This is a genomic window from Streptomyces sp. NPDC030222, from assembly GCF_055573115.1.
Genome location: NZ_JBVICA010000003.1, coordinates 279,479 through 303,123, shown reverse-complemented (window position 1 = coordinate 303,123; position 23,645 = coordinate 279,479). Strand labels below are relative to the sequence as shown.

The 23,645-nt window shown below is 72.5% G+C and carries 18 protein-coding genes; 7 read left to right on the top strand and 11 right to left on the bottom strand.

Annotated features, from left to right (window positions below):
- Positions 1 to 92: 92 nt before the first annotated feature.
- Both ACZ4Z5_RS06170 and ACZ4Z5_RS06165 read left to right on the top strand, forming a co-directional pair.
- Positions 93 to 1,328, top strand: a complete 1,236-nt coding sequence (locus ACZ4Z5_RS06170) for a cytochrome P450 (protein WP_468257317.1) — start codon at positions 93 to 95, stop codon at positions 1,326 to 1,328.
- 153 nt (positions 1,329 to 1,481) lie between these two features.
- On the top strand, positions 1,482 to 1,937 hold the full coding sequence (locus ACZ4Z5_RS06165; protein ID WP_468257314.1) for a hypothetical protein: 456 nt from the start codon (positions 1,482 to 1,484) through the stop codon (positions 1,935 to 1,937).
- Between the two features lie 134 nt (positions 1,938 to 2,071).
- On the opposite strand, the gene ACZ4Z5_RS06160 is transcribed toward ACZ4Z5_RS06165, so the two are convergent.
- On the bottom strand, positions 2,072 to 3,298 hold the full coding sequence (locus ACZ4Z5_RS06160; RefSeq protein ID WP_468257311.1) for an amino acid aminotransferase: 1,227 nt from the start codon (positions 3,296 to 3,298) through the stop codon (positions 2,072 to 2,074).
- The gene (locus ACZ4Z5_RS06155; RefSeq protein ID WP_468257308.1) at positions 3,291 to 4,166 is read right to left on the bottom strand and encodes a DMT family transporter; all 876 of its coding nucleotides are present in this window, start codon (positions 4,164 to 4,166) and stop codon (positions 3,291 to 3,293) included. Before ACZ4Z5_RS06155 ends, ACZ4Z5_RS06160 begins: the two co-directional genes overlap by 8 nt.
- Positions 4,167 to 4,423: 257 nt before the next feature.
- Here ACZ4Z5_RS06155 and ACZ4Z5_RS06150 point away from each other — a divergent pair, with 257 nt between their 5' ends.
- Positions 4,424 to 4,915, top strand: coding sequence for an Lrp/AsnC family transcriptional regulator (locus ACZ4Z5_RS06150; RefSeq protein ID WP_468257305.1), 492 nt, complete (start codon positions 4,424 to 4,426; stop codon positions 4,913 to 4,915).
- Positions 4,916 to 5,326: 411 nt separating this feature from the next.
- Here ACZ4Z5_RS06150 and ACZ4Z5_RS06145 read toward each other — a convergent pair whose 3' ends face one another.
- The 3 genes from ACZ4Z5_RS06145 to ACZ4Z5_RS06135 all read right to left on the bottom strand — a co-directional run bounded on the left by ACZ4Z5_RS06145 (position 5,327) and on the right by ACZ4Z5_RS06135 (position 9,898).
- Positions 5,327 to 8,398, bottom strand: coding sequence for a glycoside hydrolase family 3 protein (locus ACZ4Z5_RS06145; protein WP_468257303.1), 3,072 nt, complete (start codon positions 8,396 to 8,398; stop codon positions 5,327 to 5,329).
- A gap of 186 nt (positions 8,399 to 8,584) precedes the next feature.
- Positions 8,585 to 9,445 (bottom strand): Fpg/Nei family DNA glycosylase, encoded by an 861-nt coding sequence (locus ACZ4Z5_RS06140; RefSeq protein ID WP_468257300.1) that lies wholly within the window; start codon positions 9,443 to 9,445, stop codon positions 8,585 to 8,587.
- 276 nt (positions 9,446 to 9,721) lie between these two features.
- Positions 9,722 to 9,898, bottom strand: coding sequence for a hypothetical protein (locus ACZ4Z5_RS06135; RefSeq protein ID WP_468257297.1), 177 nt, complete (start codon positions 9,896 to 9,898; stop codon positions 9,722 to 9,724).
- A gap of 252 nt (positions 9,899 to 10,150) precedes the next feature.
- Here ACZ4Z5_RS06135 and ACZ4Z5_RS06130 point away from each other — a divergent pair, with 252 nt between their 5' ends.
- Complete coding sequence (locus ACZ4Z5_RS06130) at positions 10,151 to 10,714, top strand: DUF4232 domain-containing protein (RefSeq protein WP_468257294.1); 564 nt, start codon at positions 10,151 to 10,153, stop codon at positions 10,712 to 10,714.
- Between the two features lie 356 nt (positions 10,715 to 11,070).
- Here the strand turns inward: ACZ4Z5_RS06130 and ACZ4Z5_RS06125 are convergent, their stop codons facing one another.
- The 4 genes from ACZ4Z5_RS06125 to ACZ4Z5_RS06110 form a co-directional block, all read right to left on the bottom strand.
- A complete protein-coding gene (locus tag ACZ4Z5_RS06125) occupies positions 11,071 to 12,246 on the bottom strand; it encodes a UDP-N-acetylglucosamine--N-acetylmuramyl-(pentapeptide) pyrophosphoryl-undecaprenol N-acetylglucosamine transferase (RefSeq protein WP_468257291.1) in 1,176 nt (391 codons plus the stop codon).
- 75 nt (positions 12,247 to 12,321) lie between these two features.
- A complete protein-coding gene (locus ACZ4Z5_RS06120) occupies positions 12,322 to 13,692 on the bottom strand; it encodes a wax ester/triacylglycerol synthase family O-acyltransferase (RefSeq protein ID WP_468257289.1) in 1,371 nt (456 codons plus the stop codon).
- A gap of 111 nt (positions 13,693 to 13,803) precedes the next feature.
- A complete protein-coding gene (locus tag ACZ4Z5_RS06115) occupies positions 13,804 to 15,876 on the bottom strand; it encodes a SpoIIE family protein phosphatase (protein WP_468257286.1) in 2,073 nt (690 codons plus the stop codon).
- A 44-nt stretch (positions 15,877 to 15,920) separates the two neighbouring features.
- Positions 15,921 to 17,777 carry a DUF6777 domain-containing protein gene (locus ACZ4Z5_RS06110; RefSeq protein WP_468257284.1) on the bottom strand — a complete coding sequence of 619 codons (1,857 nt, stop codon included), beginning with the start codon at positions 17,775 to 17,777 and terminating at the stop codon, positions 15,921 to 15,923.
- 558 nt (positions 17,778 to 18,335) lie between these two features.
- On the opposite strand from ACZ4Z5_RS06110, the gene ACZ4Z5_RS06105 reads away from it, so the two are divergent.
- Positions 18,336 to 19,769: a lipase maturation factor family protein gene (locus ACZ4Z5_RS06105; RefSeq protein WP_468257281.1), complete on the top strand. Its 1,434-nt coding sequence runs from the start codon at positions 18,336 to 18,338 to the stop codon at positions 19,767 to 19,769.
- A 238-nt stretch (positions 19,770 to 20,007) separates the two neighbouring features.
- Here the strand turns inward: ACZ4Z5_RS06105 and ACZ4Z5_RS06100 are convergent, their stop codons facing one another.
- Positions 20,008 to 20,166: a hypothetical protein gene (locus ACZ4Z5_RS06100; protein WP_468257713.1), complete on the bottom strand. Its 159-nt coding sequence runs from the start codon at positions 20,164 to 20,166 to the stop codon at positions 20,008 to 20,010.
- A gap of 357 nt (positions 20,167 to 20,523) precedes the next feature.
- On the opposite strand from ACZ4Z5_RS06100, the gene ACZ4Z5_RS06095 reads away from it, so the two are divergent.
- Positions 20,524 to 21,090 (top strand): HD domain-containing protein, encoded by a 567-nt coding sequence (locus ACZ4Z5_RS06095; protein WP_468257278.1) that lies wholly within the window; start codon positions 20,524 to 20,526, stop codon positions 21,088 to 21,090.
- A 257-nt stretch (positions 21,091 to 21,347) separates the two neighbouring features.
- Here ACZ4Z5_RS06095 and ACZ4Z5_RS06090 read toward each other — a convergent pair whose 3' ends face one another.
- Positions 21,348 to 22,814 (bottom strand): SDR family NAD(P)-dependent oxidoreductase, encoded by a 1,467-nt coding sequence (locus tag ACZ4Z5_RS06090; protein ID WP_468257275.1) that lies wholly within the window; start codon positions 22,812 to 22,814, stop codon positions 21,348 to 21,350.
- A 229-nt stretch (positions 22,815 to 23,043) separates the two neighbouring features.
- Here ACZ4Z5_RS06090 and ACZ4Z5_RS06085 point away from each other — a divergent pair, with 229 nt between their 5' ends.
- Positions 23,044 to 23,565, top strand: coding sequence for a potassium channel family protein (locus ACZ4Z5_RS06085; RefSeq protein ID WP_468257272.1), 522 nt, complete (start codon positions 23,044 to 23,046; stop codon positions 23,563 to 23,565).
- The last annotated feature ends 80 nt before the right edge of the window (positions 23,566 to 23,645 follow it).

Below are 23,645 nucleotides of genomic sequence, written 5' to 3'. Positions count from 1 at the left end.
CGTCAGCGGGCGGACCTCACGTCCTTCCGCGTTCCGTCCGTGGGCTCGCGCCACGGGCACGGACCTCCTCGGCGACCACCAGGGACAGGCACATGACCCGAACGCTCCTGCGGCAGATCCTCGACTACGACAACCGTGCGAACCCGTATCCGCTGTACGAGGAGCTTCGGAAGACTCCGGTGACCGAGGAGTCGGGCGCCTATGTGGTCAGTACCTACTGGGACGTCCGGAGTCTGCTGCACGACCCGCGGGTCAGCTCCGACCGCCGCAACCGGACGGCGGTGGACGGCTTCGGACTCGCGGACGCGGAGAGCGAGGACTCGGCCCTTCCGCCGCCCTTCATCCGGCTCGACCCGCCGGAGCACGACCGGCTGCGCCGGATGACGAACCGGTCCTTCGGCCCCCCGCACTCCCCGCGCCGCATCCATGACATGCGCGGCGAACTCCGGGACATCGTCGGCCGGCTGATCGACGGCTTCGGGAACACGGACCGGATCGACCTCGTCGAGCAGTTCTCCTACCCCTTCCCCGTCACCATGATCTGCCGGCTGCTCGGTGTGCCGCACGAGGACGAAGCGCGCTTCCACGGATGGGCCGACACCCTCGCCGCGAGCCTGGACCCGATGCCCGGACAGGACCCGGCCGAGCGCAACCGGGTCGCCGACGAGGCCAGGATGCAGCTCGGCATGTACCTCGCCGGGCTGATCGAGGAGCGCCGCAAGAACCCCGCCGACGACATGCTCTCCGACCTGACGACCGAGGACCACGGGGCCGACGGGAGCATGACCACCATGGAGTCGATCAGCACCGCCGCCCTGCTGCTGATCGCCGGCCACGAGACCACAGTCAACCTCATCACCAACGGGATGCTCACCCTGTTGCGCAACCCGCACGTCCTCGAGCGGCTGCGGGACGAGCCCCGGCTGTCCGTGCCCGTCGTGGAGGAACTGCTGCGCTTCGAGCCGCCGGTGCAGCTGATCCCGAACCGGACCCCCCTCACGGACATCGAGGTCCATGGCGTCACCATCCCCAAGGGCTCCCCTCTGATGCTCGCCACGGCGGCGGCCAACCGCGACCCCAAGCGCTTCGCCGACCCCGACACCTTCGACCCGGACCGGGGGGACATCGAGCACCTCGGCTTCGGCAGCGGCATCCACAGCTGTTTCGGCGCTCCCCTGGCCCGGCTGGAAGCGCAGCTGGCGCTGTCCGAACTGGCGCGCAGGCTCGTCAACCCGCGGCTGCTGGAGGACCCGCCTCCCTACCGGCAGAACGCGGTGCTGCGCGGCCCGCGGCACCTCGCGATCGCCTGCGACGACATCCGCGACTGAGCTGTTGCGCCGGTGCCGTGAGGCGGTGGCCTCCACCGGCCCCGCCTGCACCCCGCCCGCATTCACAGGCAATTCTCATCCTGCTCCCACGTCCCGCAAAGCCCCGTGATCCATAGTCATGACGTCAGATCGACTGGATCTCGGAGGTGCTCAGTGAAGACGAAGCGAGCCCGTACGGGCCTTGCCGTCGCAGGAGTCGCGGGTCTCGGGCTGCTGTTCCCGGCCGTCGCCCTCGCCCAGGACAGCGACCCCGCCGCCACGAGCGGGGCGTCCGTGTCCCGGGAGGAGAAGGCGGACCAGGACGGGGACGGCAGGGAGAAGCGGCACGTGCTGCGGGAGGAGAGGCAGAAGGAGTTCGCCGCCGCACTCGCCAAGGAGCTCGGCGTGTCCGAGGACAAGGTGACGGCGGCGCTGGAGAAGATCCGCAGTGCCCAGCAGCAGGAGCACAAGGAGGAACGGCAGGAGCGGCTGTCGGAGCGTCTCGACAAGGCGGTGTCCGACGGGAAGCTGACCCGGGCGCAGGCGGACGCCATCCTCGAGGCGGCGAAGAACGGCGTCATGCCCTTCGGACGCCCGGACGGGCCGGGGCCGAGGCTGCACCACGGCTGAACCGTCCCGTGGCGGACGGGGCCCGGCCCTGAGGTCCCCCGCGCCCGGCCCGTTCCGGGCGGACCGGGCCGGCGGGGTGGGACCACCGGCACTACGCGCCCCACCGGCCCGCCGCGCGGCGAGCCGGGCTGCCGTCAGCGCAGCGCGGGCGCGGCCGGGGACGTGCCGACGGTGCCGGAGGTGTCGCAGACCGCGGCGATGCCCTGCGCCAGGTACGGGATGCGGTGTCCCGGGATGCCCGCGATGTTGATGCGTCCCGAGGCCGTGCCGTAGATGCCGAACTGCCGACGCAGCCGCCGCATGTCGTCGGCGGTCAGCGGCAGCATCGAGAACATGCCCTTCTGCCGCGCGAGCGACTCCGCCTCGGTGACCCGGCCGAGTGCGCCGAGGTGCCCGACCAGATCCGACCGGTTGGCCGCGATCCGTTCACGCATCGTGTCGAGTTCGGCCCGCCACGAGGCCCGCAGTCCGTCGTCCTCGAGGATGGTGGTGACGATGGCGGCACCGTGCTCCGGCGGCATCGAGTACAGCGTCCGTGCGGCGTTCTGCAGTGCCGTCTCGACGTGCACCAGCGCCCGGCGCGACGGTCCGAGGACGACCGCGCAGCCGGTGCGGTCGCTGTAGAGGCCGAAGTTCTTCGAACAGCTCACGGCGATCAGCATCTCGGGGAGCCGGTCGGCGAGCATCCTGGTGGCGCGCAGGTCCGCTTCGAGACCGTCACCCAGGCCGTGGTACGCCAGGTCGACGAAGGGGACCCAGCCGTTCGCCGCGGCCAGCTCCGCGAGCGCCTCCCAGGTCTCGAAGGACGGGTCGACACCGGTGGGGTTGTGGCAGCAGCCCTGGAGCAGGACGACGTCGTTGCGTCCGGCGGCGCGCAGGTCGTCGAGGATGCCCGTCGTGTCGGGCAGGCCCGCGGCGTCCAGCCGGCCGTAGGTGCGGACCTCCAGGCCCGCGGCTTCCAGGATGGGCCGGTGGTTGACGTAGGCGGGGTCGCTGATCCACACCGTGGCGCCGGGGCGGGTCTTGCGCACCAGGTCGGCCAGCAGGCGCAGGGCTCCGGTGCCCGCCACGGTCTGGACGGCGGTGGCGCGTGCCGTACGGGCCTCGGTGCCGAGGACCATGGACAGCATGGCGCGGTTGAAGGCGGTGTTGCCGGAGAGGCCCCGGTACTCCTTGGAGGCGGAACGTTCCGCCAGTCGTATCTCGGCTTCTCTGACCGCCGACATGACGGGCGTGGCCCCGGTGTGGTCGCGGTAGACGCCGAGGACGAGGTTCAGACGCTCGGGGCGTGTGTCCGCCGCGAACTCGGCGGTGAGGTCCCACAGCGGATCGACGGGCGGGGCGGAGAGGAGCTCAAGCATCTGCGGGTACCTCGGGTCGGGGGCGTCGGTTGGCGAGCGCGACGCCGATGGTGATGAGCGGGACGCCGACGACGACCGGCAGGGTCGGCGACTCGTCCAGGAGGGGGATGGCGAGGAGGACGACGGCGACCGGGCTGAGGCTGCCGACGACGGAGCAGCGCTCCGGTCCCAGCCGGCGGATCGCGAACGCGTACAGCAGGCCGGCGCACAGCCCGACGCCCAGGCCCTGGACGACCAGGAACAGCACGATGTCGCTGCCTGCCGCCCGGGTGAGGCCGGTGGGCAGGACCCCGGTCACGGCCAGGAGCGCGATAACGGCGAAGGACGGCAGGCACAGCAGCCCGATGGACCCGACGGGGTCGAGATCGACCTCGCGGAGGCCGACCGTGTACAGGGCCCACAGACCGCTGGCGACGAGCAGCGTGCCGGCGCCGAGCAGGACGTCCGCGTCCAGCGCGACGGTGTAGCGGGACACCAGGGCGACGACCCCGGCCACGATCAGCACCAGCCCCGCGGTCTGCGTTCCCCTGGGCATGCCGCGGCCGCCGGCGATCAGCAGGGCGGAGACGAACAGCGGGACCATCCCGGGGACGATCGCGCCGACGAAGGCCGCCGAGGTCAGTGAGCCGCCGTACATGGCGGCGAGGAAGAACGGCACCCCCGCACCACAGATGATCTTGAGTGCGGGGCCGGGCCGCACCGCGGCCAGCTGTCGCCGGCGCCGCCACAGGGCGGGCGCCAGCACCACCAGCGGCACGCCGAACCGCAGCAACGCCGCGTCGGCGGGCAGCAGGGTGGAGCTGCCGAGGGCGCGGGCGCTCAGCGCGAAGGCGGCCCAGATGGTCACGGTGAACAGCAGTGCCAGCATGCCCGCCGTCTGCGGGGGCAGCCCTCCGCGCCACGTGGCGCGGAGCCCCGTGACCCCGCCCCCCGCTGTCGGAGGCGCCGTCGGCCCCACCGTGTTCGTCGCGACCACCGAAGAATTCCTCCCGCCCTGGACCGCTCGGGCGGAACCCATGACCGACCCCGACCTCATGGGCAACGGTAGGACAAGCGGTGGGGCAGATGATTGCCAGTTGTGCCCTCCAGGCCTAGCTTTGGGGCAGAATCTGCCAAGGAGCACCGATGGACGCTTTGGATCTCCGGATCATCCACGAATTGCAGGCGGACGGCCGCCTGTCCAACCAGGACCTCGCCGACCGTGTCCGGCTGTCCCCTTCGCCCTGTCTGCGCAGGGTCCGCCGTCTGGAGGAGTCGGGTCTGATCCGTGGCTACACGGCCATGGTGGACCAGGTCGCCTTCGGTCTCCCGATCACCGTCTTCGTACGGGTCCGGCTGGAACGCCACACCGCCGAGGCCGTCAACGCGTTCGAAGACCACGTCGGCCTGATCGAGCACATCCAGGACTGCTACCTCATGGCGGGCAGCAGCGACTACCTGCTCCGGGTCGTCATCGAGAGCCTTGAGGCGTACGAGGTGCTGGTGCGTACCCGGATCCACGCCATCCCGGGCATCGCGTCCATCGAGTCCAGCTTCGCCTTCGGGAGCGTCAAGCAGTCGCGGGTCTATCCCCGGCCTGGCGTCCCGACGCGGCCGGCACCCCGCACCGGCGCTTAGCTTCCGTCCGACGGATCATGCGCCCCGGCAGGTGGAACCGTTACGCGTTCGAAGGGCTCGGCCGCATGGAGCAGCCGCTCCGGCAGGCAGGGGGACGCGACCCGGATGTTCCAGCCTCTGCGGTGGGCGTGGCAAGCCAGGGCAGGATCCCGAGGTCGACCGAGGCATGCAGCTCGTCCACGCGGTCGGCGACCCGGTAGTGGTCACGGTGGGCTTCGAGGGCATCGGCCGGGGCCAGGTTGAATCTCTCCTCGTCGCCCTCGACGAGCTGCGAGCTGCCGGGCCGAGTTCACGACGGACGTCCTCTTCCGTGCGGACGATCCTGCCCCGGTCCCGGCACGCGCGGGCCGCCCCGCGCCCAGCGGTTGCCCGCACGGGCCCGGGGTGGCCGGTCTCCCGGACGGCGCACGATCAGCGCGCGGCCGCCCGGTAGGCGGTGGTCAACCTGCCGACCGCGCCCGTCAGGTCGCCGGTCAGCAGCAGATGGTCGGCCTCGGCGAAGGGTTTCGCCACGGCGGGGGTGATCTCCGTGCCGATCCGGTGCTGCGCGATCCCGCGGGCCCGCGCGGCGATGGCGCGTCCCGCTTCGGAGCGGGCGCCGCCCGCCTTCTGGACGACCGCGGCGGCCGCGGCCAGCGCCTTCAGGGTGCGTTCGCCGCCGGACGGGGCGGGGCCGAGCGTCGTGAGGCCCCAGCCGTAGGGGAACTGCGGGTCGTACACCGTGTCCCCGACGTTCACCGGGAGTTGTGCCTCCGACTTCGGCCAGGTGACGGGGAGCCTTCCGGTGAAGGGACGGCTGCCGTACAGGACGTCCGCGACGCCGTCGCCCTCGGTGCCCGGCAGCCAGGAGGCGACGAGCGCGTCGATGCCGCCGAGGCGTTCGCCGATGAGCTGCGGGCGGCCGGCCACCATGAGGACCACGCACCTCAGGGCGGCGCAGACCTTGTCGACGGCTGCCTTGTCGGCGTCCGTCAGTTCCAGGTCATGGCCGTTCCCGACGTCGCCGACGCCCTCGGCGTACGGGGTCTCGCCGACCACGACCACCCCCACGTCATGGCCGTCGAGCGGCGCGGACGCGTCCTTGGAGTAGGTGACGGTGCCGGGTGCGGCCTTCCTCATACCCTCCAGGATCGTCGTGCCGACGGTGTTCCTGCCCGACGAGCCCTGCCAGCTGATCGTCCAGCCGCCGGTCTGGTTGCCCAGGTCGTCGGCGTTGGACCCGGCCACGTACACCTTCTGGGACTTCTCCAGCGGGAGGAGCCCTCCTTCGTTCCGCAGCAGCACCTGGGACTTGGCCGCCGCTTCCCTGGCGACGGCCCGGTGCGCGGCCGAGCCGACCTTCGACAGGCCCGAGGTGTCGGCGAAGGGCTTCTCGAAGAGACCGAGCCGGAACTTCTGTTCCAGGATCCGGGACACGGCGTCGTCCACCCGGGCAGCGGGAATGCGTCCCGCCCCGGCCTCCGCGACGAGGGTACGGAGGAAGTCCTGGTAGGCGGTGGGCACCATGATCATGTCGAGACCGGCATTGACCGAGGTCCGCACGTCGCTCGCGTAGTCCCCCGGGATCTGGTCGATGGCCTGCCAGTCGCTGACGACGAACCCTCGGAAGCCCATGCGGCCCTTGAGCACGCCGTCGATCAGTTCGGCATGGGCGTGCATCTTCACCGGCCCGGCGTCGTCGCCGGCGAAGTCGACGGAGGAGTACGACGGCATGACCGAGCCCACCCCGCGCTTCACCGCCTCGGTGAACGGCGCGAGGTGGACGGCTTCCAGCTCCTCCCGGGTGACCTTGGTGACGCCCTGGTCGATGGTGTACGAGCCGGTCGTCGACGAGCCGTACGCGGTGCCGCCGTCGCCGACGAAGTGCTTCGCCGTGGCCAGCACCTTGTCGCCGCGGTCGAGGTCCGTGCCGTCCGCCGCGCCCTGCATGCCCCGGATGACCGTCTCCATGGCGGTGACCAGCGCCGGGTCCTCACCGAACGCCTCGTACGAGCGGCCCCAGCGTTCGTCGCGCGTCACGCACAGACAGGGCGCGAAGTCCCAGGGCACTCCGGTGGCGCGTACCTCGGCCGCCGTCACGGCACCCGCCCGCTCGGCGAGTCCGGGGTCGCGGCCCGCGCCGATACCGATGTTGTGGGGCATGATCGTGGCCCCGACGACGTTGTTGTGCCCGTGGACGGCGTCGACGCCGTAGATCAGTGGTATCTGGAGGCGTGTGGCCCGGGAGCGCAGCTGGTAGGCATCGGTCATCCGTGCCCATGCGTCGGGGGTGTCGGGCGTCGGGACGGATCCTCCCCCGGAGAGCAGTGAGCCGAGGCCGTATGCGGCGATGTCCCCCGGCGCCCTCAGCGCGTTGCGTTCGGCCTGGGTCATCTGGCCGGCCTTCTCGGCGGGGGTCATACGCGAGAGCAGGTCGGCGACCCGCTTCTTCACGGGGAGCCGTGCGTCGAGGTAGGGCAGGCCGTGGGCGTCGATCACGACCTGCGGGTTCTCGGCGGGCGCCTGCGCCCCGGTCACGGTCAGTTCCAGCGGGACCGTCTCCGCCGTCTCGGCCGAACCGTCCTCCAGCGTGGGGACGGTGACGGTACGGGAGGTACCGGACGGTGAGCCGGCCGGGAAGGTGACCGTGCCGGTCACCGGCCCGTAGTCCTCGCCTGCGGTCGCCGTGCCTCCGCGCGCGGTGTACGCGACGGTCACCGGCTCGGGGAGAGGGGCGGAGGCGGTGGTCACGACGCCGATCCGCACCTCGGCCGCACCGCCTTCCCGTACGGGACGGACGGGCGCGTCGACGACGACCTGGGCGCCGGCCGCCGGATCGGCCCTGCCGTAGAGCTCCACCGCGTCGAGGGCGAACTCACCCTTCCGGCCTGCCGGAAGGTTGACGGCGTACCCCCAGACGCGGTCCAGTCCGAGCACGTGGTCGATGCCGCCGACGGGCTGGTAGTCCGTGCGGTACTCGAAGCGGGAGAAGGGGAGTTCGACGAGGTGCCAGCCCTGGCGGTCGTCGGTGAAGGAGGTGGTCCAGAGTTCGGACGCCTCGCCGTTGGCGCCGCCGTCCTTGAGTTCGACGTGGATGCGCCTGCCGGATCCGGGCGGGAGGGGTGCGGTGTTCTGGCCGTACCACCAGAAGCGGATGCCCTGGTGGGCGGTCCAGTCATGGGCCGGCCGGTCGAAGGCGAAGTCGTGGGTGAATCCGCCCCAGCCGCTGATGTCGTACGCCCCCTTGAGGACTTTGCCCCCTTCGGGTGCGTCGGGGCGCTCCTCCAGGGCCAGCCGGGGATGGTCGTCGGCGTCGCTGCCCCAGGCGAAGATGCCTTCGGCGGGCGGCCCTGCGAAGGGGATCTCCCCCTCGAAGCGGTCGACGGGGACGGGGGGCGGTTCGTCCGCCGCGGCGTCGGCGGACGCGAGGGGGAGCAGTCCGATGAGGACGCTCACCGCCGTGAGCATGGCGGTTCTTCCGAACCGGGGTACTGCCTTGCGCATGAGGCCACCTCCGGGGACGACACCGGCTTCACTTCACGGGGCGTGAGTCAACTGGTGCTCCCCGGCGCCGTCAAGACTTCACACCAAAAGCCATGCGAAGCCAACTGACGTTTCTCACCGAGGAGTTGTGCATTCATCCCTTGAAGGCAGGAGTCGTCATGGCGCGGGGCGGGCCGATGCCGGGCATCACTTCAGCAGACGCGACATCCTGCGGTCGGCGAGGGGCTTCCCGCCCGTCTGGCACGTGGGGCAGTACTGGAGCGAGGAGTCGCCGAAGGAGACCTCACGGATGGTGTCGCCGCACTCGGGGCACGGCCGGCCGGTGCGGCCGTGGACCCGCAGGCCGCTCTTCTTCTCGGCCTTCAGTTCGCCCGCGGCGAGGCCACGGGAACGCTCCACGGCTTCGGCGAGGGTGGCGCGCATGGCGTCGTAGAGCGTGGTGATCTCGTCGTCGGTGAGGCGGCCCACGTCCTTGAACGGGGACATCCTCGCGGCGTGCAGGATCTCGTCGCTGTAGGCGTTGCCGATGCCGGCGATGAGGCTCTGATCGCGGAGTGCGCCCTTGACCTGACGGCGCTCGCCGGCGAGCAGCGCGGCGAATGCGTCCCGGTCGAGACCGGGGGCCAGCGGATCGGGCCCGAGGCGGGCCACACCCGGCACGTCGGCCGGGTCACGGACGACGTACACGGCCAGCCCCTTCCGGGTGCCGGCTTCCGTGAGGTCGAAGCCGGCTCCGTCGGCAAGAGCCAGGCGCAGGGCGAGCGGGCCCTTGCCCGGCCGGGGCGGGGCGGTCGGCAGGGGGTCCTTCCACCGGAGCCAGCCGGCGCGGGCGAGATGGACGACGACATGCAGCCCCTCTGCGTCGACGTCGAGGAACTTGCCGTGCCGGGCCACGCCCGTGACCGTGCGGCCTTCCAGGGCCGTGAGCGGCGGGTCGTAGGTCTTGAGCACGCTCACGGCGACCGGCGTCGAACGCGCGATCTCCCGTCCGACGAGGTGCTCGCCGAGGAACTCTCTGAGGGCTTCGACTTCGGGCAGCTCGGGCATGCCTCCAGCGTGCCTCCGGTGCGGGGGCGGCGCGCCGTGACGGCCACCGCGTGTCGTGCGCGCGGGCCGTGTGTCGCGTCGCGGGCCGCGCCTTGGCCCCGGGCCGCGTATCGCGTCTACGCGCCGAGGCTCGCATCCGCCGGCCGCGTGTCACGCCCGCAGGGCCCCACGTCACGTCCCCGGACCCCACCTGCTGCGGGGTTCGAGCCGGTCATCGCGCTCTCGCTGGTACCGACGCCGATCGGGGTGCCCGACCGCCGTGCGACCGCCGTCCGGTCACCGGGCACAGCCGCACGGCGGCGTCCAGGCCGGTGCCCGGTGCCCGGTGATGGTGCCGCCGGGGGCGTCGACCAGGTGACGGACGATGGGCGGGCCGAGGCCGGTGCCGTCCTGGTGGGAGTCCGAGGCACGCCAGAAGCGGTCGAAGGCACGGGCGCGATCGGCCTCGCTCATGCCGGGTCCCTGGTCGGATCCGGCATCGCGGTGGTCCGCAAGGAGACGCCGGACGGCACCTTCCTCCGTCTCACCGGGCGCGCCCCGCGCACCTCACCCCCGCAGAAGCTGCGAACGCCGCCGGGCAGGCGGGCGCGGTCACGCGGAGGTCACGCCTCCGACACGCCTGACGTGTCACCTTGTCGTGGTGCCGACCCGCTGGGATTCGGACCCGGCTCCGCGGGCCGTGCTCGGCGATCGGGAGGCGAAGCCATGGGACGGACGGCGACGAACAGGGTTGCGACGATCGCGGCTGCGATGGTGGTGGCGGGCGGGCTGATGGCCGGCGGCACCCCTTCGGTCGCGCAGGCACCCGGTGGCGGAGCCGACGCACCGGGTGCGCGCGCGCCCGCGTGCAAGTCCGCCCAGTTGACGGCGCCCCCCGCCGAGTGGATGTCACGCACCTCGAAGGGCACCAACCCCATCCGGGTGCAGCTGGTCAACAAGGGACCCAAGGCGTGTGTGCTGCAGGGCTTCCCCACGGTGTCGGTCCCTGCTCAGGGGCCGTCCAAGGCCACGTCGCTGAAGGTGACCCGTGAAGGCAGAGCCCCGACGGTCCAGCTGGCAGCCAAGGGCACGGCCTGGGTACGGCTGACCTTCCCGCCGATCCGTGGCGAGGGCATGGGCACCTGCGACACCGGTGGCGAGCCCACCGTCGTCCCCTCGCTGGTGCTGGGTGTCGGCGGTGGTTCGGTGCCGCTGACCATGAAGGACGCCGACTTCTGGCTGTGCGGCGACTCGGTGCGCAGTACCGCGTTCCTGCCCTCCAAGCCGTGATCTCGATCGGCTGCTCATGGTGGACCGCGGCCGGGCGGAGGTCTGGTGATCAGCGGGTCAGGAAGGATTTCAAGGCACGATCCCACCGGTCGGCCGCGTGAAGGAGCGCAGCCGCGTCCAACTGCACCTCCACGGCGTACCGGTCGACGTCCGCGCCGTCATCAGCCCGCAGCCGCCGTCCCACGCCATTGGGGGCGCCTCACCAAGGACCGCCACGGCGAGCTGCACCGCAAGGCCGACGTCGTCGGCGGTGACAGGGGACGGGGAGGGGCCGGTCTCGGCTGATCGGGACATGGCAGGACGCTACCCCCTTCGACCGCCGACGCCGCCCCCGAACCCGTGACCCGCTGGGCCGGTCAGCCGGCAACGGCGGACAGGATCACGTCCACCAACCGGTCCGCCGCGTCGGGCCGCCCGTGCGCACGGGCACGCCCGGCCATCGCCAGCCGTCGCGCGGGGTCGGTGAGCAGCGGGGCGACCGCGTCCCTGAGCCGGTCGGCGGTGACATCGCCGAGCAGGGCGACGGCGGCACCGGCCTCCTCCAGGTGGCGGGCGTTGTGCGCCTGTTCGTTGCCTGCCGACGTGGCGAGCGGGATGAACACCGCGGGCTTCCCCAGCGCGGTCAGCTCGGCGAGAGTGCCGGCGCCGCTGCGGGAGACCACGACGTCGGCGAGCGCCAGGACGTCGGGCAGCTCCGGGCCGACGAACCCCGAGAGGTGATAGCGGCTCCGCAGCGCTTCCGGCAGCGTGGCCGCGTGTTCGCGCAGTCCCTCGACATTGCCCGGACCGCACTGGTGGATCACGTTCGCGCGCTCCAGCAGCCAGGCCAGCGCGTCCCGGACGACGTCGTTGATCTGCTGGGACCCCTGGGCGCCACCGGTGACGTACACCGTCGGCAGCCGCCGGTCGAAGCCGTGCAGGCCGAGCGCCTCGACCGCATTGTCCGCGTGCCCGGTCAGCACCTGCGGACGCACCGGGTTGCCGGTGACGACGGCCAGTCCGCGCACCGCCTCCGGCAGCAGCGGCAGCGAGGACTCCGACGAGACCGCGATCCGTGTCGCCGAACCGGCCAGCTTCCGGTTGGCCAGGCCCAGGCGCACCGTCTGCTCGTGCAGCACCAGCGGGCGCCGGCACATACGGGCGGCCAGGCCGGCCGGGACGGCGACGTAGCCGCCGGTGGCGAGCACCACGTCCGGGCGGAAGTCCGCGACCAGCCTCCTCGCCTGGGCCACGCCGAGCGGGACCCGGGCCATGTCCTTCATGTTCGCCGCCGACATCATCTTGAGGGGATTGCTCGAACGGCGGATCTTCCCCGTGGCCACCGTGGCGAACGCGATCCCCTCGGCCGGTGCGACACGTGCCTCCAGGCCGTCGGCGGTGCCGATCCACAGCACGTCGAGGGCCCTGCCCTCGGCCGCCAGCCGGTTCTGCAGCGTGCGTATCGCGGTGAGCGCCGGGTAGGTGTGGCCGCCGGTACCTCCTCCCGTGACGATGAGACGGAAGGCGTTGGCGGGGCGGGATGCACTGTTCACCCGGCGCACCCTACTGGCTTCGGCCGAGCCGGGGTGTGCCGGGTGCTCACGGCCCCTGACGCGCCGAGGATCGCCTCAGGCCTCGCGCTGTACCGTGGCCTCCAGAAGGGCCGTCAGTTCCTCGCGGGCCGCGTGGGCGAGACGGTCGAGGTCCGGCACGGCCTTGCCGTCGGCCACCAGGCCCACGTGGACACGGCCGCCGTAGGTGGACATGGCGACCGCGAGGGCCTGTCCTCGGGCGAGCGGGGCCATGGGGTAGATCTCGCGGAGCGGGCAGCCGGCGAACGAGAGGGTGGACCGGGGCAGCGGGACGCTCGTGACGAGGACGTCGAAGAGCATCCTGGCGGCGCCGCCCGCGATGGGGGCGCCGAAGCGGTGGGCCAGCGCGGGGAGCCGGTCGGCCAGGACGGCGACTGCGCCTGCGCCGCGCGCGGGACCCGCGCTCTTGTTGCGGTCCATTCCGGTGCGTACCGCGTGGAGACGGGTCCAGGGGTCCGGTTCGGCGACGGGCAGACCGAGGAGGTAGGCGGACAGCCGGTTGCCGGAACCCGCCGGGCTGCCGGGGCGTCGGCGGGAGACCGGGACGAGGGCACGGGGTTCGGCCGTGGGGAGCCGGTCGCCCCGCTCCAGCATCCAGCGCCGCAGGGCGCCGGCGGTCACGGCGAGGAGGACGTCGTTCGCGGTGCCGCCGGCGACCCGGCGCACCCGGTGGACGTCCTCCAGGTCCAGTACCGCGGTGGAGAATCGCCGGGTGCCGCTGGAACCGGCGGCGAGCGCGGAGGAGACGCCGAGTTCGAGCCTGGTGGCGCGCATGACGGAGGCTCCGATGCCCACCGCGCGGCCGAGTTCCTCGAGCCGTTCGCGGGCGAACCCGGCGAACCGCCCCGGGCCGAACCCCCCGTCCCCCGGCCCCGGCAGCCAGGAACGCGGCGGCACCGGGTGCCGGAGGCGGCCGGGGCCCCGTGGCGCGGGCGCCAGTTGGTCGAGGATGCCGGCGCCGATGGCGATCGCGCGCATGCCGTCGGCGAGTGCGTGATGGAGTTTCACCAGGACGGCGAAGGGCTCGTCGGGCCCTCCCGTCAGCACGTACATCTCCCAGGGCGGCAGACCGCGTGCCAGCGGACGTTCCATCAGCTCGGCGGCGAGGCGGGTGGTGGCACCGGCGAAGTCCCCGGCGGGCAGCCGGACGAGGCGGACGTGGTTCCTGACGTCGAAGTCCTTGTCGGCCACCCAGGCCGCGCCGCCGACGGGCAGCAGGACGTCCCTGACCCTCGTCCGCAGGCGGGGGATCGCTGCGGCCCGGTCGGCGAGGAGGCCGGCGATCCCGTCACCGTCCGTGTCCGGGGAGGGGGCGAACACGGCGAGCGCTCCGAGGTGCATGGGGTGCGCGTCGGTCTCGAGGTGCCAGAACGCGAGATCCAGGGGTGCCAGTAGTTCCGTGCTCAAAAGATCACCACGCTGTAGGGCTGTCGGAGCTGAGCTGAGATCGAAGTCAAGCGCCAGGGAAGGTCACGGTCAAGCGTTGACGCATTACGTATGGTTACTGTCAGGTTTCGTTCACCCGGCGACCCGTTCCGGAATGCCGAACTCGCACCAGACGGCCTTGCCGCTGCCCCGGGAGTCCACGCCCCAGACGTCGGCCAGCCGGTCCACCAGCATCAGCCCGCGGCCCGACACCCCCGAGTCCCCCGCCTCGCGCCGACGCGGAAGGGCGCTGGAGCGGTCCTCGACCTCCACCCGGAGCCGCCGCTCGGGCCCGGACAGCACCCTGACGGTGACGATCGCTCCGCCGTCGGTGTGCAGCAGCGCATTGGTCATGAGCTCGTCGGCGGCCAGCTCGATCTCGTCGGAGCGCTCCCGGGCGCCCCAGGAACGGACCGCGGACCTGATCATGTGGCGGGCGGAGCTGAGCGCCTCGGGGTCGGCCTGTCCGACGTGCTGCTGGAGCCGCCCGCCGGCCCTGGGCACGTCCTGGGCGCTGCGGCGCAGCAGCAGGAGCGCCACGTCGTCCTCCCCGCCGCGCTCGTCCACCACGTCGCAGAGCCGGTCGGCGAGCATCTCCAGGTCGGAGGCGCTGCCGTTCACCAGGCCGGTGAGCAGTTCCATCCCGTCGTCGAGGTCCGCGCCGGGCTGCTCGACCAGTCCGTCGGTGTAGAGCAACAGGGTCTGTCCGGGGTCGAGTTCGACCGTGGTCACGGGGTATTCGAGACGCCGGAACTCGGCGGAGAGGCCGAGCGGGAGTCCGCCTTCGACGGGCAGCCGGCGGCAGGCGCCGTCGGCGCGCCGCAGCATCGGCTCGACATGGCCCGCCCGGACGAGCTGGACGACCCCGGTGGTGAGGTCCGCCTCGGCGTAGGTGCAGGTGGCGAAGCGGTCGGTGTCCAGTTCGTCGAGGAAGACCGAGGCGCGGGCCATGACTGTGGCCGGGGTGTGGCCCTCGGCGGCGTAGGCGCGCAGCACGATACGCAACTGCCCCATGACGGCCGCGGCATGGGTGTCGTGCCCCTGGACGTCGCCGATGACCGCGCCCACCCGCCCCCCGGGCAGCGGGATCACGTCGTACCAGTCACCGCCGATGTCCTGGCCGAGGCGGGCGGACCGGTAGCGGACGGCGATCTGGGCACCGGGCACCTCCGGGATGCGCCGCGGCAGCATCGCCTGCTGGAGGCCCTCGGCGAGATCGTGCTCCTGCTCGAACAGCATGGCGCGCTGGAGGCTCTGGGCGATGCTGCTGCCGAGGGCCACCAGCACGTTGCGTTCGTCGTCGGTGAAGCCGGTCCGGTCGCTGTAGAGCAGACCGAGCGCGCCGATGGGGCGGGCCTGGGCGATCAGCGGCAGATAGGCGGCCGAGGTGATGTGGAGGTCGGTGATGTGCGGCCACAGGATGGGGTAGGACTCGGCGAAGTCCTGCGCCGACTCGATGAAGCGTGGTGCCAGGGTGCGGACGACCTCGCTCATCGGGTATTGCTCGTCGATGCGGGTCCACCGGGTGCCGGGCACCATGCTGCCCGCCGGGCCCTCGGCGACGAGGTGGATGCGGCCGGCTTCCAGCAGGCCCATGACGAGGCTCGCGGCACCGAAGTGCTGGAGGCCGTGCGAGTCGTTGAGGACGTCGATGACGTCCTGGACGGTGCGGGCGTGGGCGAGTGCCGCGGTCGTCGACTCGACGACGCCGGTGCGTCTGCGGCGCTCGGTGTCCAGGGCCAGCCGCGCGGAGGACTCGGCCAGTTCCTCGCCGGCGTCCCTGACGATGCCGATGACGCGGTGCGGACGTCCGGTGCGGTCGCGCCGGATGCTGCCCTGGGTGTGGGTCCAGCGGGTGCGTCCGTCGCGACAGCGGACCCGGAAGTACGCGCCGTAGTGGTGGCTGCCGTTCTTGAGGGCCTGGGCCACCAGGGCGTCGAGCCGGGTGGCCTCGTCCGAGGTGACGCGGGCGGCGAGAGTCTCGGGCCGGTTGTCGAACTCCTCGGGGGGCAGGTCGAAGACCTCGAGTGCGACCCGGTCCAGGTGGAGCTGCCCGGTGTCCAGGTCCCAGTCGAAACAGCCCATGTGATTGAGGGCAAGGCTCAGATCCGAGGAGGCGGGCCAGTCGACCGGACTGGAGAGGGCACCGGATGCCCGATCAGCCATGGACACACTCTGCCATCATTTGTCCGATTCTTCGAGTAATCGGCTCAGGCCTCCCCGGTGTCCCCCTGGGGCTCCCGGTCGCTCCGACCGGCGTCGTTCCGGGCGTCCGGTACGTCTCGCGAGCGCGGTTCACGCGGCGGTTCCGCGGGGCGGTACGGGCCGTCGGGAAGCAGTCCGGGCGGCGGCAGATCCGGACCGACGGGCGGCCCGACCGGGGGCTCGGGCAGCGCGGGACGGCCCGGCAGGACGGGGTAACCGGGCCTGACCGGGTACCCGGGCCGAGCCGGGTAGCCGGGCAGCGGCTGCCCGTACGGCACGGGTGGCCCGTCGGGCGGGGCCACGGGGGCGGGCGGCCTCATCGGATCCCGCGGCTCGAAGGGCGGCGCGCCCGGTCCGTCCGGGCCGGGCGGCCGGGCGGGTGCCCCGGTGGCCCGCGGTTCCGCAGGAGCCGGCGGCCGGGCGGAGGCGGGCGGCTCCGCCGGGACCCCGCCCGGCTCGGTACCCTGCGGCTGCTGGTCCCGCCCCGGTTCCGACGGCTGCTGCGCCTGCGGGTCGGCGGCCGGCCCGGAGAGGTCGTCGTCCGGGCGGTACGAGGGCGGCACGTCCGGGGTGCGGTCCTGGGAGCCGTCGTCGCCGGTGGGCCGCTCGATCCAGGAGTCGTCCAGGACATCGACGAGGAGCAGGTTCGCCGACGCCTCGGTCGCTGGGGTGATGACGACGACCCGGTCGGGCCGGAAGCCGATCCACGGCGTTCCGGTCTGGACCTCGTCCTTCCGCTCACCGGCCGGCGGGGTCAGTGGATTGCCACCGGAACAACGCACCCTGGGCGCGCCCTGGGCATCGACGAGCACCGCCGTTCCGGCCTGGAGCACGGCCTGCCGGTCGCGCGAGGCGCCGTCGCGGTAACCGTGGGCGGCGAGCCGGGTGTCGGCGCGGAGGAAGACGGGGGTGAGCCCGCGGAGGTACGCGGGGACCCCGGTGCGGCCCACACCCACGGTCCGGGCGAAGGCCTTGGTCTTGGCGGGCTCCGCGGTGAGCAGGCGGATCTGCCGTTCCACGTCGCAGCTCGCCGCCGACCGCACGCCCGAGTACAGGCCGGGCAGTGCCCCGGAGACCGCCCGCGGCCCGGCGGCCACGGCGGACGGCGTACCGCCCTCGCCCTGCCCGGGTGCAGCGGACTGCCCCTGGGACGGAGCCGAACCGTCCGCCGGGGATGGACCCTGCGCCGCGGGCGAGCCCTGCACCTCGGTCGATCCGTGAGCGGGCGACGGTTCGTACGGCGGGGACGGTTCGTACGCCGGGGACGGTTCGTACGCCGGAGAGGATTCATACGCCGGAGGGGATTCATGTGCGGCGGGGCGAGCCGAGGGCGCCCGGAGCGGGGCCTGTCGCACCCTTCCCCCCATGGGAGGACCGGCGCTGCCCTCCGCTGGCGCACCCGCCGCCGAGCTGTCGGAGGGCGGCACGGCCGCCCGGGACGGGTCGACCGGGGACACGTCGGGGGGCGGAACGGCCCCCGCCGGGGGATCGCCCACGGAGGGATCGCCCGCGGACGCGCCGGGCGGCGGGACGGCTTCCGCGGAAGGAGCGGCCGCGGGCCCGTCGGGGGGAGGGACGGCTCCGGAGGCGGAGTCGCCCGCGGCAGGGTCGTCGGCGGACACCCCCGGCGGCGCGATGGCCGCCGCCGAGGGGTCGGTCGGGAAGGTGTCGCGCGAGGGCGGCACGGCCGCGGTGGACTCCGTGAAGGGGTCCGGTCCGGGCACGTCCGCCGGCAGGAGGAGCACCTTCGCCGGGGCGGCGGCGTCGTTGTCGCGCCCGCCGCAGCTCGACAGCCCGGCGGCGAGGATCGCGACCGCGAGTACGGCGGCCGCGGAGGCCGGCCGGCGATGGGGCGAGCGCACAGGATCCTCCCGTGTGTGCGGTCCGTGACGTTCATGGTGTCTTTCTCTGTCTGCCGCACGTCCGTACCTGTCGCAACCGGGAAATCACCCTCCGTGAAGTGGCTTGAACGCGTTCAACGAGCGGGCACGAGCCCTCGCCGCGGCAAGGGAGTGCACGCCAGTGGCCGCGTCCACGCATCCGGAGGCCGGGACGGCCCGCCATGAACCGCTGCCCGCCGGGTACCGCCATCTGCACCACGGCACCCGCGTCGACCGGGATCCCGGACCGCCCCCGGCACCGCGGCCGCTGCGTGGGAACCGACGGGAGCGCGCACCGGCGGTCGGGGCCTCTTTGCCACGAGGCCGCCACGAGGCCGCCACGAGCCCGCTACGCGCCGGGAACAGGATCGACGGCCGGCGCGTGCTCGACCGCACGGCACACGGTCGGCCGCAGCAGGCGCACCCCGCACCGGACCGCGGCCGCCGACCCCGGACCGGCAGTACCGGCCGCCCGGGGCCGCCTGGTCGATACTGGACAGCAGGAGGCTGCACGCGTCCGGCGTCGAAGGAGCGCCCTCCATGGAGTGGTTCACCTCGACCGACTACTGGCTGAGCCGGCTCGTCTTCCAGCGGGGCCTCGCCGCCCTGTACCTCGTGGCGTTCCTGGCCGCCGTGCTCCAGTTCCGTCCGCTGATCGGCGAGCGGGGCATGCTCCCGGTCCCCGACTACCTGCGCTATGCGTCGTGGCGGCGCGCGCCCGGCATCTTCCAGTGGCACTACTCCGACCGCTTCTTCGCCGGGTGCGCCTGGACGGGCTGCCTCGTCTCCGCCGCGCTGCTGGTGGGTGTCGACCAGCTGCTGCCGTTGTGGGGAGCGATGCTGCTGTGGGCGGTGCCCTGGGCGCTGTACCTGTCGATCGTCAACGTCGGCCAGACCTGGTACGCCTTCGGCTGGGAGTCGCTGCTGCTGGAGGTCGGCTTCCTGGCGGTGTTCCTCGGCAACGACCGCACGGCACCGCCGGTCCTGGTGCTGTTCCTGCTGCGCTGGGTGCTGTTCCGGGTGGAGTTCGGCGCCGGGCTGATCAAGCTGCGGGGCGACGAGTGCTGGCGGAAGCTGACCTGCCTGTACTACCACCACGAGACGCAGCCGATGCCGAACCCGTTGAGCTGGTTCTTCCACCACCTGCCGAAGCCGCTGCACCGGGTGGAGGTGGCCGCGAACCACGTGACCCAACTGCTCGTACCCGTACTGCTGTTCACTCCGCAGCCGGTCGCCACCGCGGCGGCCCTGACGATCGTGGCGACCCAGCTCTGGCTGGTGCTCTCCGGGAACTTCGCCTGGCTCAACTGGGTGACGATCGTGGTCGCGCTGTCGGCCGTGGATGGTTCCCTGTTCGTGACGGCGCCGGATCTGCCGCCGCCCCCGGTCTGGTACGGGGCCGTGGTGATCGCCCTGACGGCCGTGGTGCTGTTCCTCAGCTACCGCCCGGCCCGCAATCTCGTCTCCCGGCGCCAGGTCATGAACCGGTCCTTCGATCCGCTCCACCTGGTGAACACTTATGGCGCGTTCGGCACGGTCGGCCGGATCCGCCAGGAAGTCGTCGTCGAGGGCACGGACGAGGAGATACCGCACCGGGCGGGTGTGTGGCGGGAGTACGAGTTCAAGGGGAAGCCGACCGATCCGGGGCGGCTGCCGCGCCAGTTCGCCCCGTACCACCTGCGGCTGGACTGGCTGATGTGGTTCGCCGCGCTCTCCCCGGGGTACGCCCGGCCCTGGTTCGGGGCCTTCGTCGAACGGCTGCTGGAGAACGACCCCGACACGCTGAAGCTGCTGCGCAGGAACCCCTTCCCGGACGCGCCGCCCCGCTACGTCCGCGCGCGGCTCTACGTGTATCGCTTCACCACCCGGCGGGAGCGGCGGGCCACCGGCGACTGGTGGCACCGGACCCCGGTCCGGGACTTCCTCCCGCCGACCCGGCTGTCCGCCGCGCCGTTCCATGAGGACGTTCCCTAGCCCCCAGACCCAGACGGCCCAGGACCTCCCCGGCCCCCTGATGCGCGACCGCTGCCATCGCGTCACTCTTGATGACCTCCAAGAGCGCGAGACGATACGTCTCGTCCAGTCGTGGGGCTGCTCGCGGGCATGTGCACCGGGAACGCACGGTACCCCCGGCCTGGGTCCGGCCGGGGGCACTTGCACTGCGCGTGCTCGGGGTGTCCGTCGCCCCGCTCGCCGTCTTCCGCGTCGGGCGTCAGTCGATACCGGGCAGGATGTGCGGTTCGGCGAGGTCTTCCTCGTAACCGGCGAGTCGGATCGGGGCCGAGCGGGCCCACACTTCGAGGCTGCCGAGCTTTTCGGGCCCGGCGGTCCGATCGCCGTCTTCGGCGGACTCCTTTTCGGGCTTCGTCATCTCTGGTGTCACCGCGCACTCCTCCGTGTCGCGTAACTCCGGGACGTCGCACGGACCGGCCGCTCGACCGGTCGCCGACGCCCGGAAGGTAAGGGCTGGGGCAGCTTCGGACGCGGTGGCGCCTGGCGTTCGAGCGGGACCGCGGCCCGCGGTACGGGCCTGCCCCTGGAAGGCCTCGGGGAGCGGGTGGGCTCCTTACAGGCGATCCTTCCGGCCCAGATTAACCAAATGAGCGCGGGGGCGCTCGATGGGGGACCGTTCCTTTGCGTCAACTTTCCTTTGCTCCGCGTTAAAGGACGTGTCCAACGGACATGGTGTGCTGTCCCTGCGGCGGCCGCATCACGGGGAGGTACACGCATGAAGCTGCGTACGGTCGACGAGCTGATGGACCTGCTGCACGCCTGCCGGGGCGCCTGGGACACACCGGACGGCACGGGCGCTCCCGTGGATCTGCACGACCATGCCCTCCAGACCGCGCACCTGCTCCGCCGTTCCCATCCGAGCGACAAGGAACTGCAGGTCGCCGGGCTCTGCCACGACCTCGGCCTTTTACTCTGTCCGGGTGACGACGCGGGACACGCAGACCGGGGCGCCGACGCGGTACGGCCCCTGCTCGGCGAGCGCGTCGCGCGGCTCGTCCGGCTCCACGTGGCGGCGAAGCGCTATCTGGCGGCCGTCGAGCCCGGCAGGGTCCTGTCGGCGCGGAGCGCGATGACGCTGAGGGCGCAGGGCGGGGTGATGACCCGCGAGGAGGCGGTGGCGTTCAGCCGCGATCCGCTCGCGGAGACGGCGGTGACGCTGCGCCACGCCGACGACGCGGGGAAGGTCGTCGGCCTGGACGTGGGAATCATGGAGGACTGGCGGCCCGTACTGGAGCTGGTGGCCGCCCGGCACCAGCAGGCGGGCGTCCCCCCGCGGCCGTGAGCGGAGCCTCCCGGCCTGTGTCGTGCGAGGCGGGGAACCCCTCGGTCGGCCGTGGGGCCGGGGCACCCGCCGCCCGGGGGCCTGCCCGGTTAGCCCGGGACCTGCCCGGCTGTCCCAGGACCTTCCAGTCGGGCCCGGGACCTGTCAGGCGGCCCGGGACCTGCCGGCTGTCCCGGGACCTGTCAGACGGCCCAGGACCTTCCAGTCGGGCCCGGGGACCTGCTGGCTGTCCCGGGACCTGTCAGACGGCCCGGGACCTACCAGTTGGCGGGGGCGTAGTCCTTGAGGAAGCAGCCGTACACGTCCTCGCCGGCCTCGCCTCGCACGATCGGGTCGTAGACCCGGGCCGCGCCGTCGACCAGGTCGAGCGGGGCGTGGAAGCCGGCCTCGGCGAGCCGCACCTTGTCCGGGTGGGGACGCTCGTCGGTGATCCAGCCGGTGTCCACGGCGGTCATCAGGATGCCGTCCTGCTCGAACATCTCCATGGCGCTGGTGCGGGTGAGCATGTTCAGCGCGGCCTTCGCCATGTTGGTGTGCGGGTGTCCCGCACCCTTGTAGCCGCGGCTGAAGACGCCCTCCATCGCGGAGACGTTCACCACGTACTTGCGGTCGGCCGCCGCCGCGGCCATCGCGGGACGGAGCCGGCTGATGAGGATGAACGGGGCCGTCGAGTTGCACAGTTGCACTTCGAGGAGCTCCACCGGATGCACGTCCTCGACCGTCTGTACCCAGCTGTTCGTGGGGTCGAGGTCCGGGACGAGCCCGCCCGCGTCGATGGCCGTGCCCGCCTCGATCCGGGCGAGCGACGCCGAGCCGCCGACGAGGGCCAGGTCGGTCACGTCCTGCGCGCTCATGCCCTGCCCGTCGCGCGCGGCGGGCAGGGCGGCGACGGTGTCCACCGCGCCGCTGCCGAACGCGCCGATCACCTCGGATGCGGGCAGCTCGCCGGCCGGCAGCGGCGCGGACTCCGCGGCGATCAGCTCGCTGTAGGCGCGGGGGGTGCGCCGGACCGTCTGGGCGGCGTTGTTGATGAGGATGTCCAGCGGGCCCTCGGCTGCGACGGAGTCGGCGAGGGCGACCACCTGGGCCGGATCGCGCAGGTCGATGCCGACGACCTTGAGGCGGTGGATCCAGTCGGCGCTGTCCGGCATGGCCTTGAAGCGCCGGATGGCGTCATTGGGGAAGCGCGTGGTGATGGTGGTGTGCGCACCGTCGCGCAGCAGCCGCAGCGCGATGTACATGCCGATCTTGGCGCGCCCGCCGGTGAGGAGGGCACGGCGGCCGGTCAGGTCGGTGCGGGCGTCGCGCCGGGCCCGGTTGAAGGCCGCGCAGTTCTGGCACAGCTGGTGGTAGAAGGCGTCGACCTCTACGTACCGGGTCTTGCAGGTGTAGCAGGAGCGGGGACGCTGGAGTATGCCCGCGATCTCGCCCCTGGCCGAGGACGACGGAAGGATCCCCTGGGTCTCGTCGTCGATGCGGTCCGCCGAGCCGGTGGCGGTGGCCTCGGTGACCGCCCGGTCGTGGGCGGTCTTGGCGGCGCGGCGCTCCTGGCGGCGGCGCTGCTTCACCATGCGGTAGATGCCGGCCGTGGCACGCCGCACGGTGATCGCGTCCGGGTGGTCGACGTCCAGCTCGTCGAGCTCCTTGAGCACGTCCAGACAGACGGCCAGCCGCTCGGGGTCGATGCCGGGACCGTACTCCTGGCTGTCCTGTGTCACCGTCATCGCCGCTGCTGATCCTCGTGTCCTCGCACGCCGCATCCGGCGTTCCCGACGTTTCCCGAAGACGGAACTCTACGTAGCCGTGGCACAAGGCGACAAACCCGCGTACGCACGATCACCGTTCGGCTGCGACGGGTGGTGGGCCGGGAGCCCGCGTCGGATGCTCGGAGGCAAGGATTCCGGGGCGGGTCGCCCCGTGGGAGCGAGGAGTGATCCGGCGATGTGGAGGTCCATGGCCGATACGGCTCCGCTGCGCGGGTGGGTCCTGGGCGGCTGCGGGTTCGTCGCCATGGCGGTGGCGTACTTCGTGCTGCCGCTGGACTTCATCGGCCCGCACCGGCCGGTGCTCAGCTGGACGGTCTTCGGCCTGGTCCTCGGCTTCATCGCCGCGCTCCTGCTGCGGCAGATCAGGAACATGCTGCTGGGGCAAGAGGAAGCCCATCCCGGCCTCGTCATCGCCCTCCTGATGTGCCTGTCGGTGCTCTTGTTCTCGTCGACGTACTACTCGCTCGCCAAGGAGCCGGGCGCCTTCTCCGGCCTGTACACCCGGGTCGACGCCCTGTACTTCACGGTGGTCACGCTGGCCACGGTGGGGTACGGCGACGTGGTGCCGACGAGCCAGACGACCCGGATCCTGGTCATCGTGCAGATCCTCTACACCTTCGTCTTCCTGACGGCGGCGGCCACCTCCCTGACCCGCAGGATGCAGTCCCGCTTCACCGACCGCATCAAACGGGAGCGGCACCGGCCGTGACCCGCGGTGTCCGGTGCGCGGGCCGCCCACGTCGGCCGGCCCCTCCCCTGTGACGCACCTTGTCGAGCTGCCTCACCGTT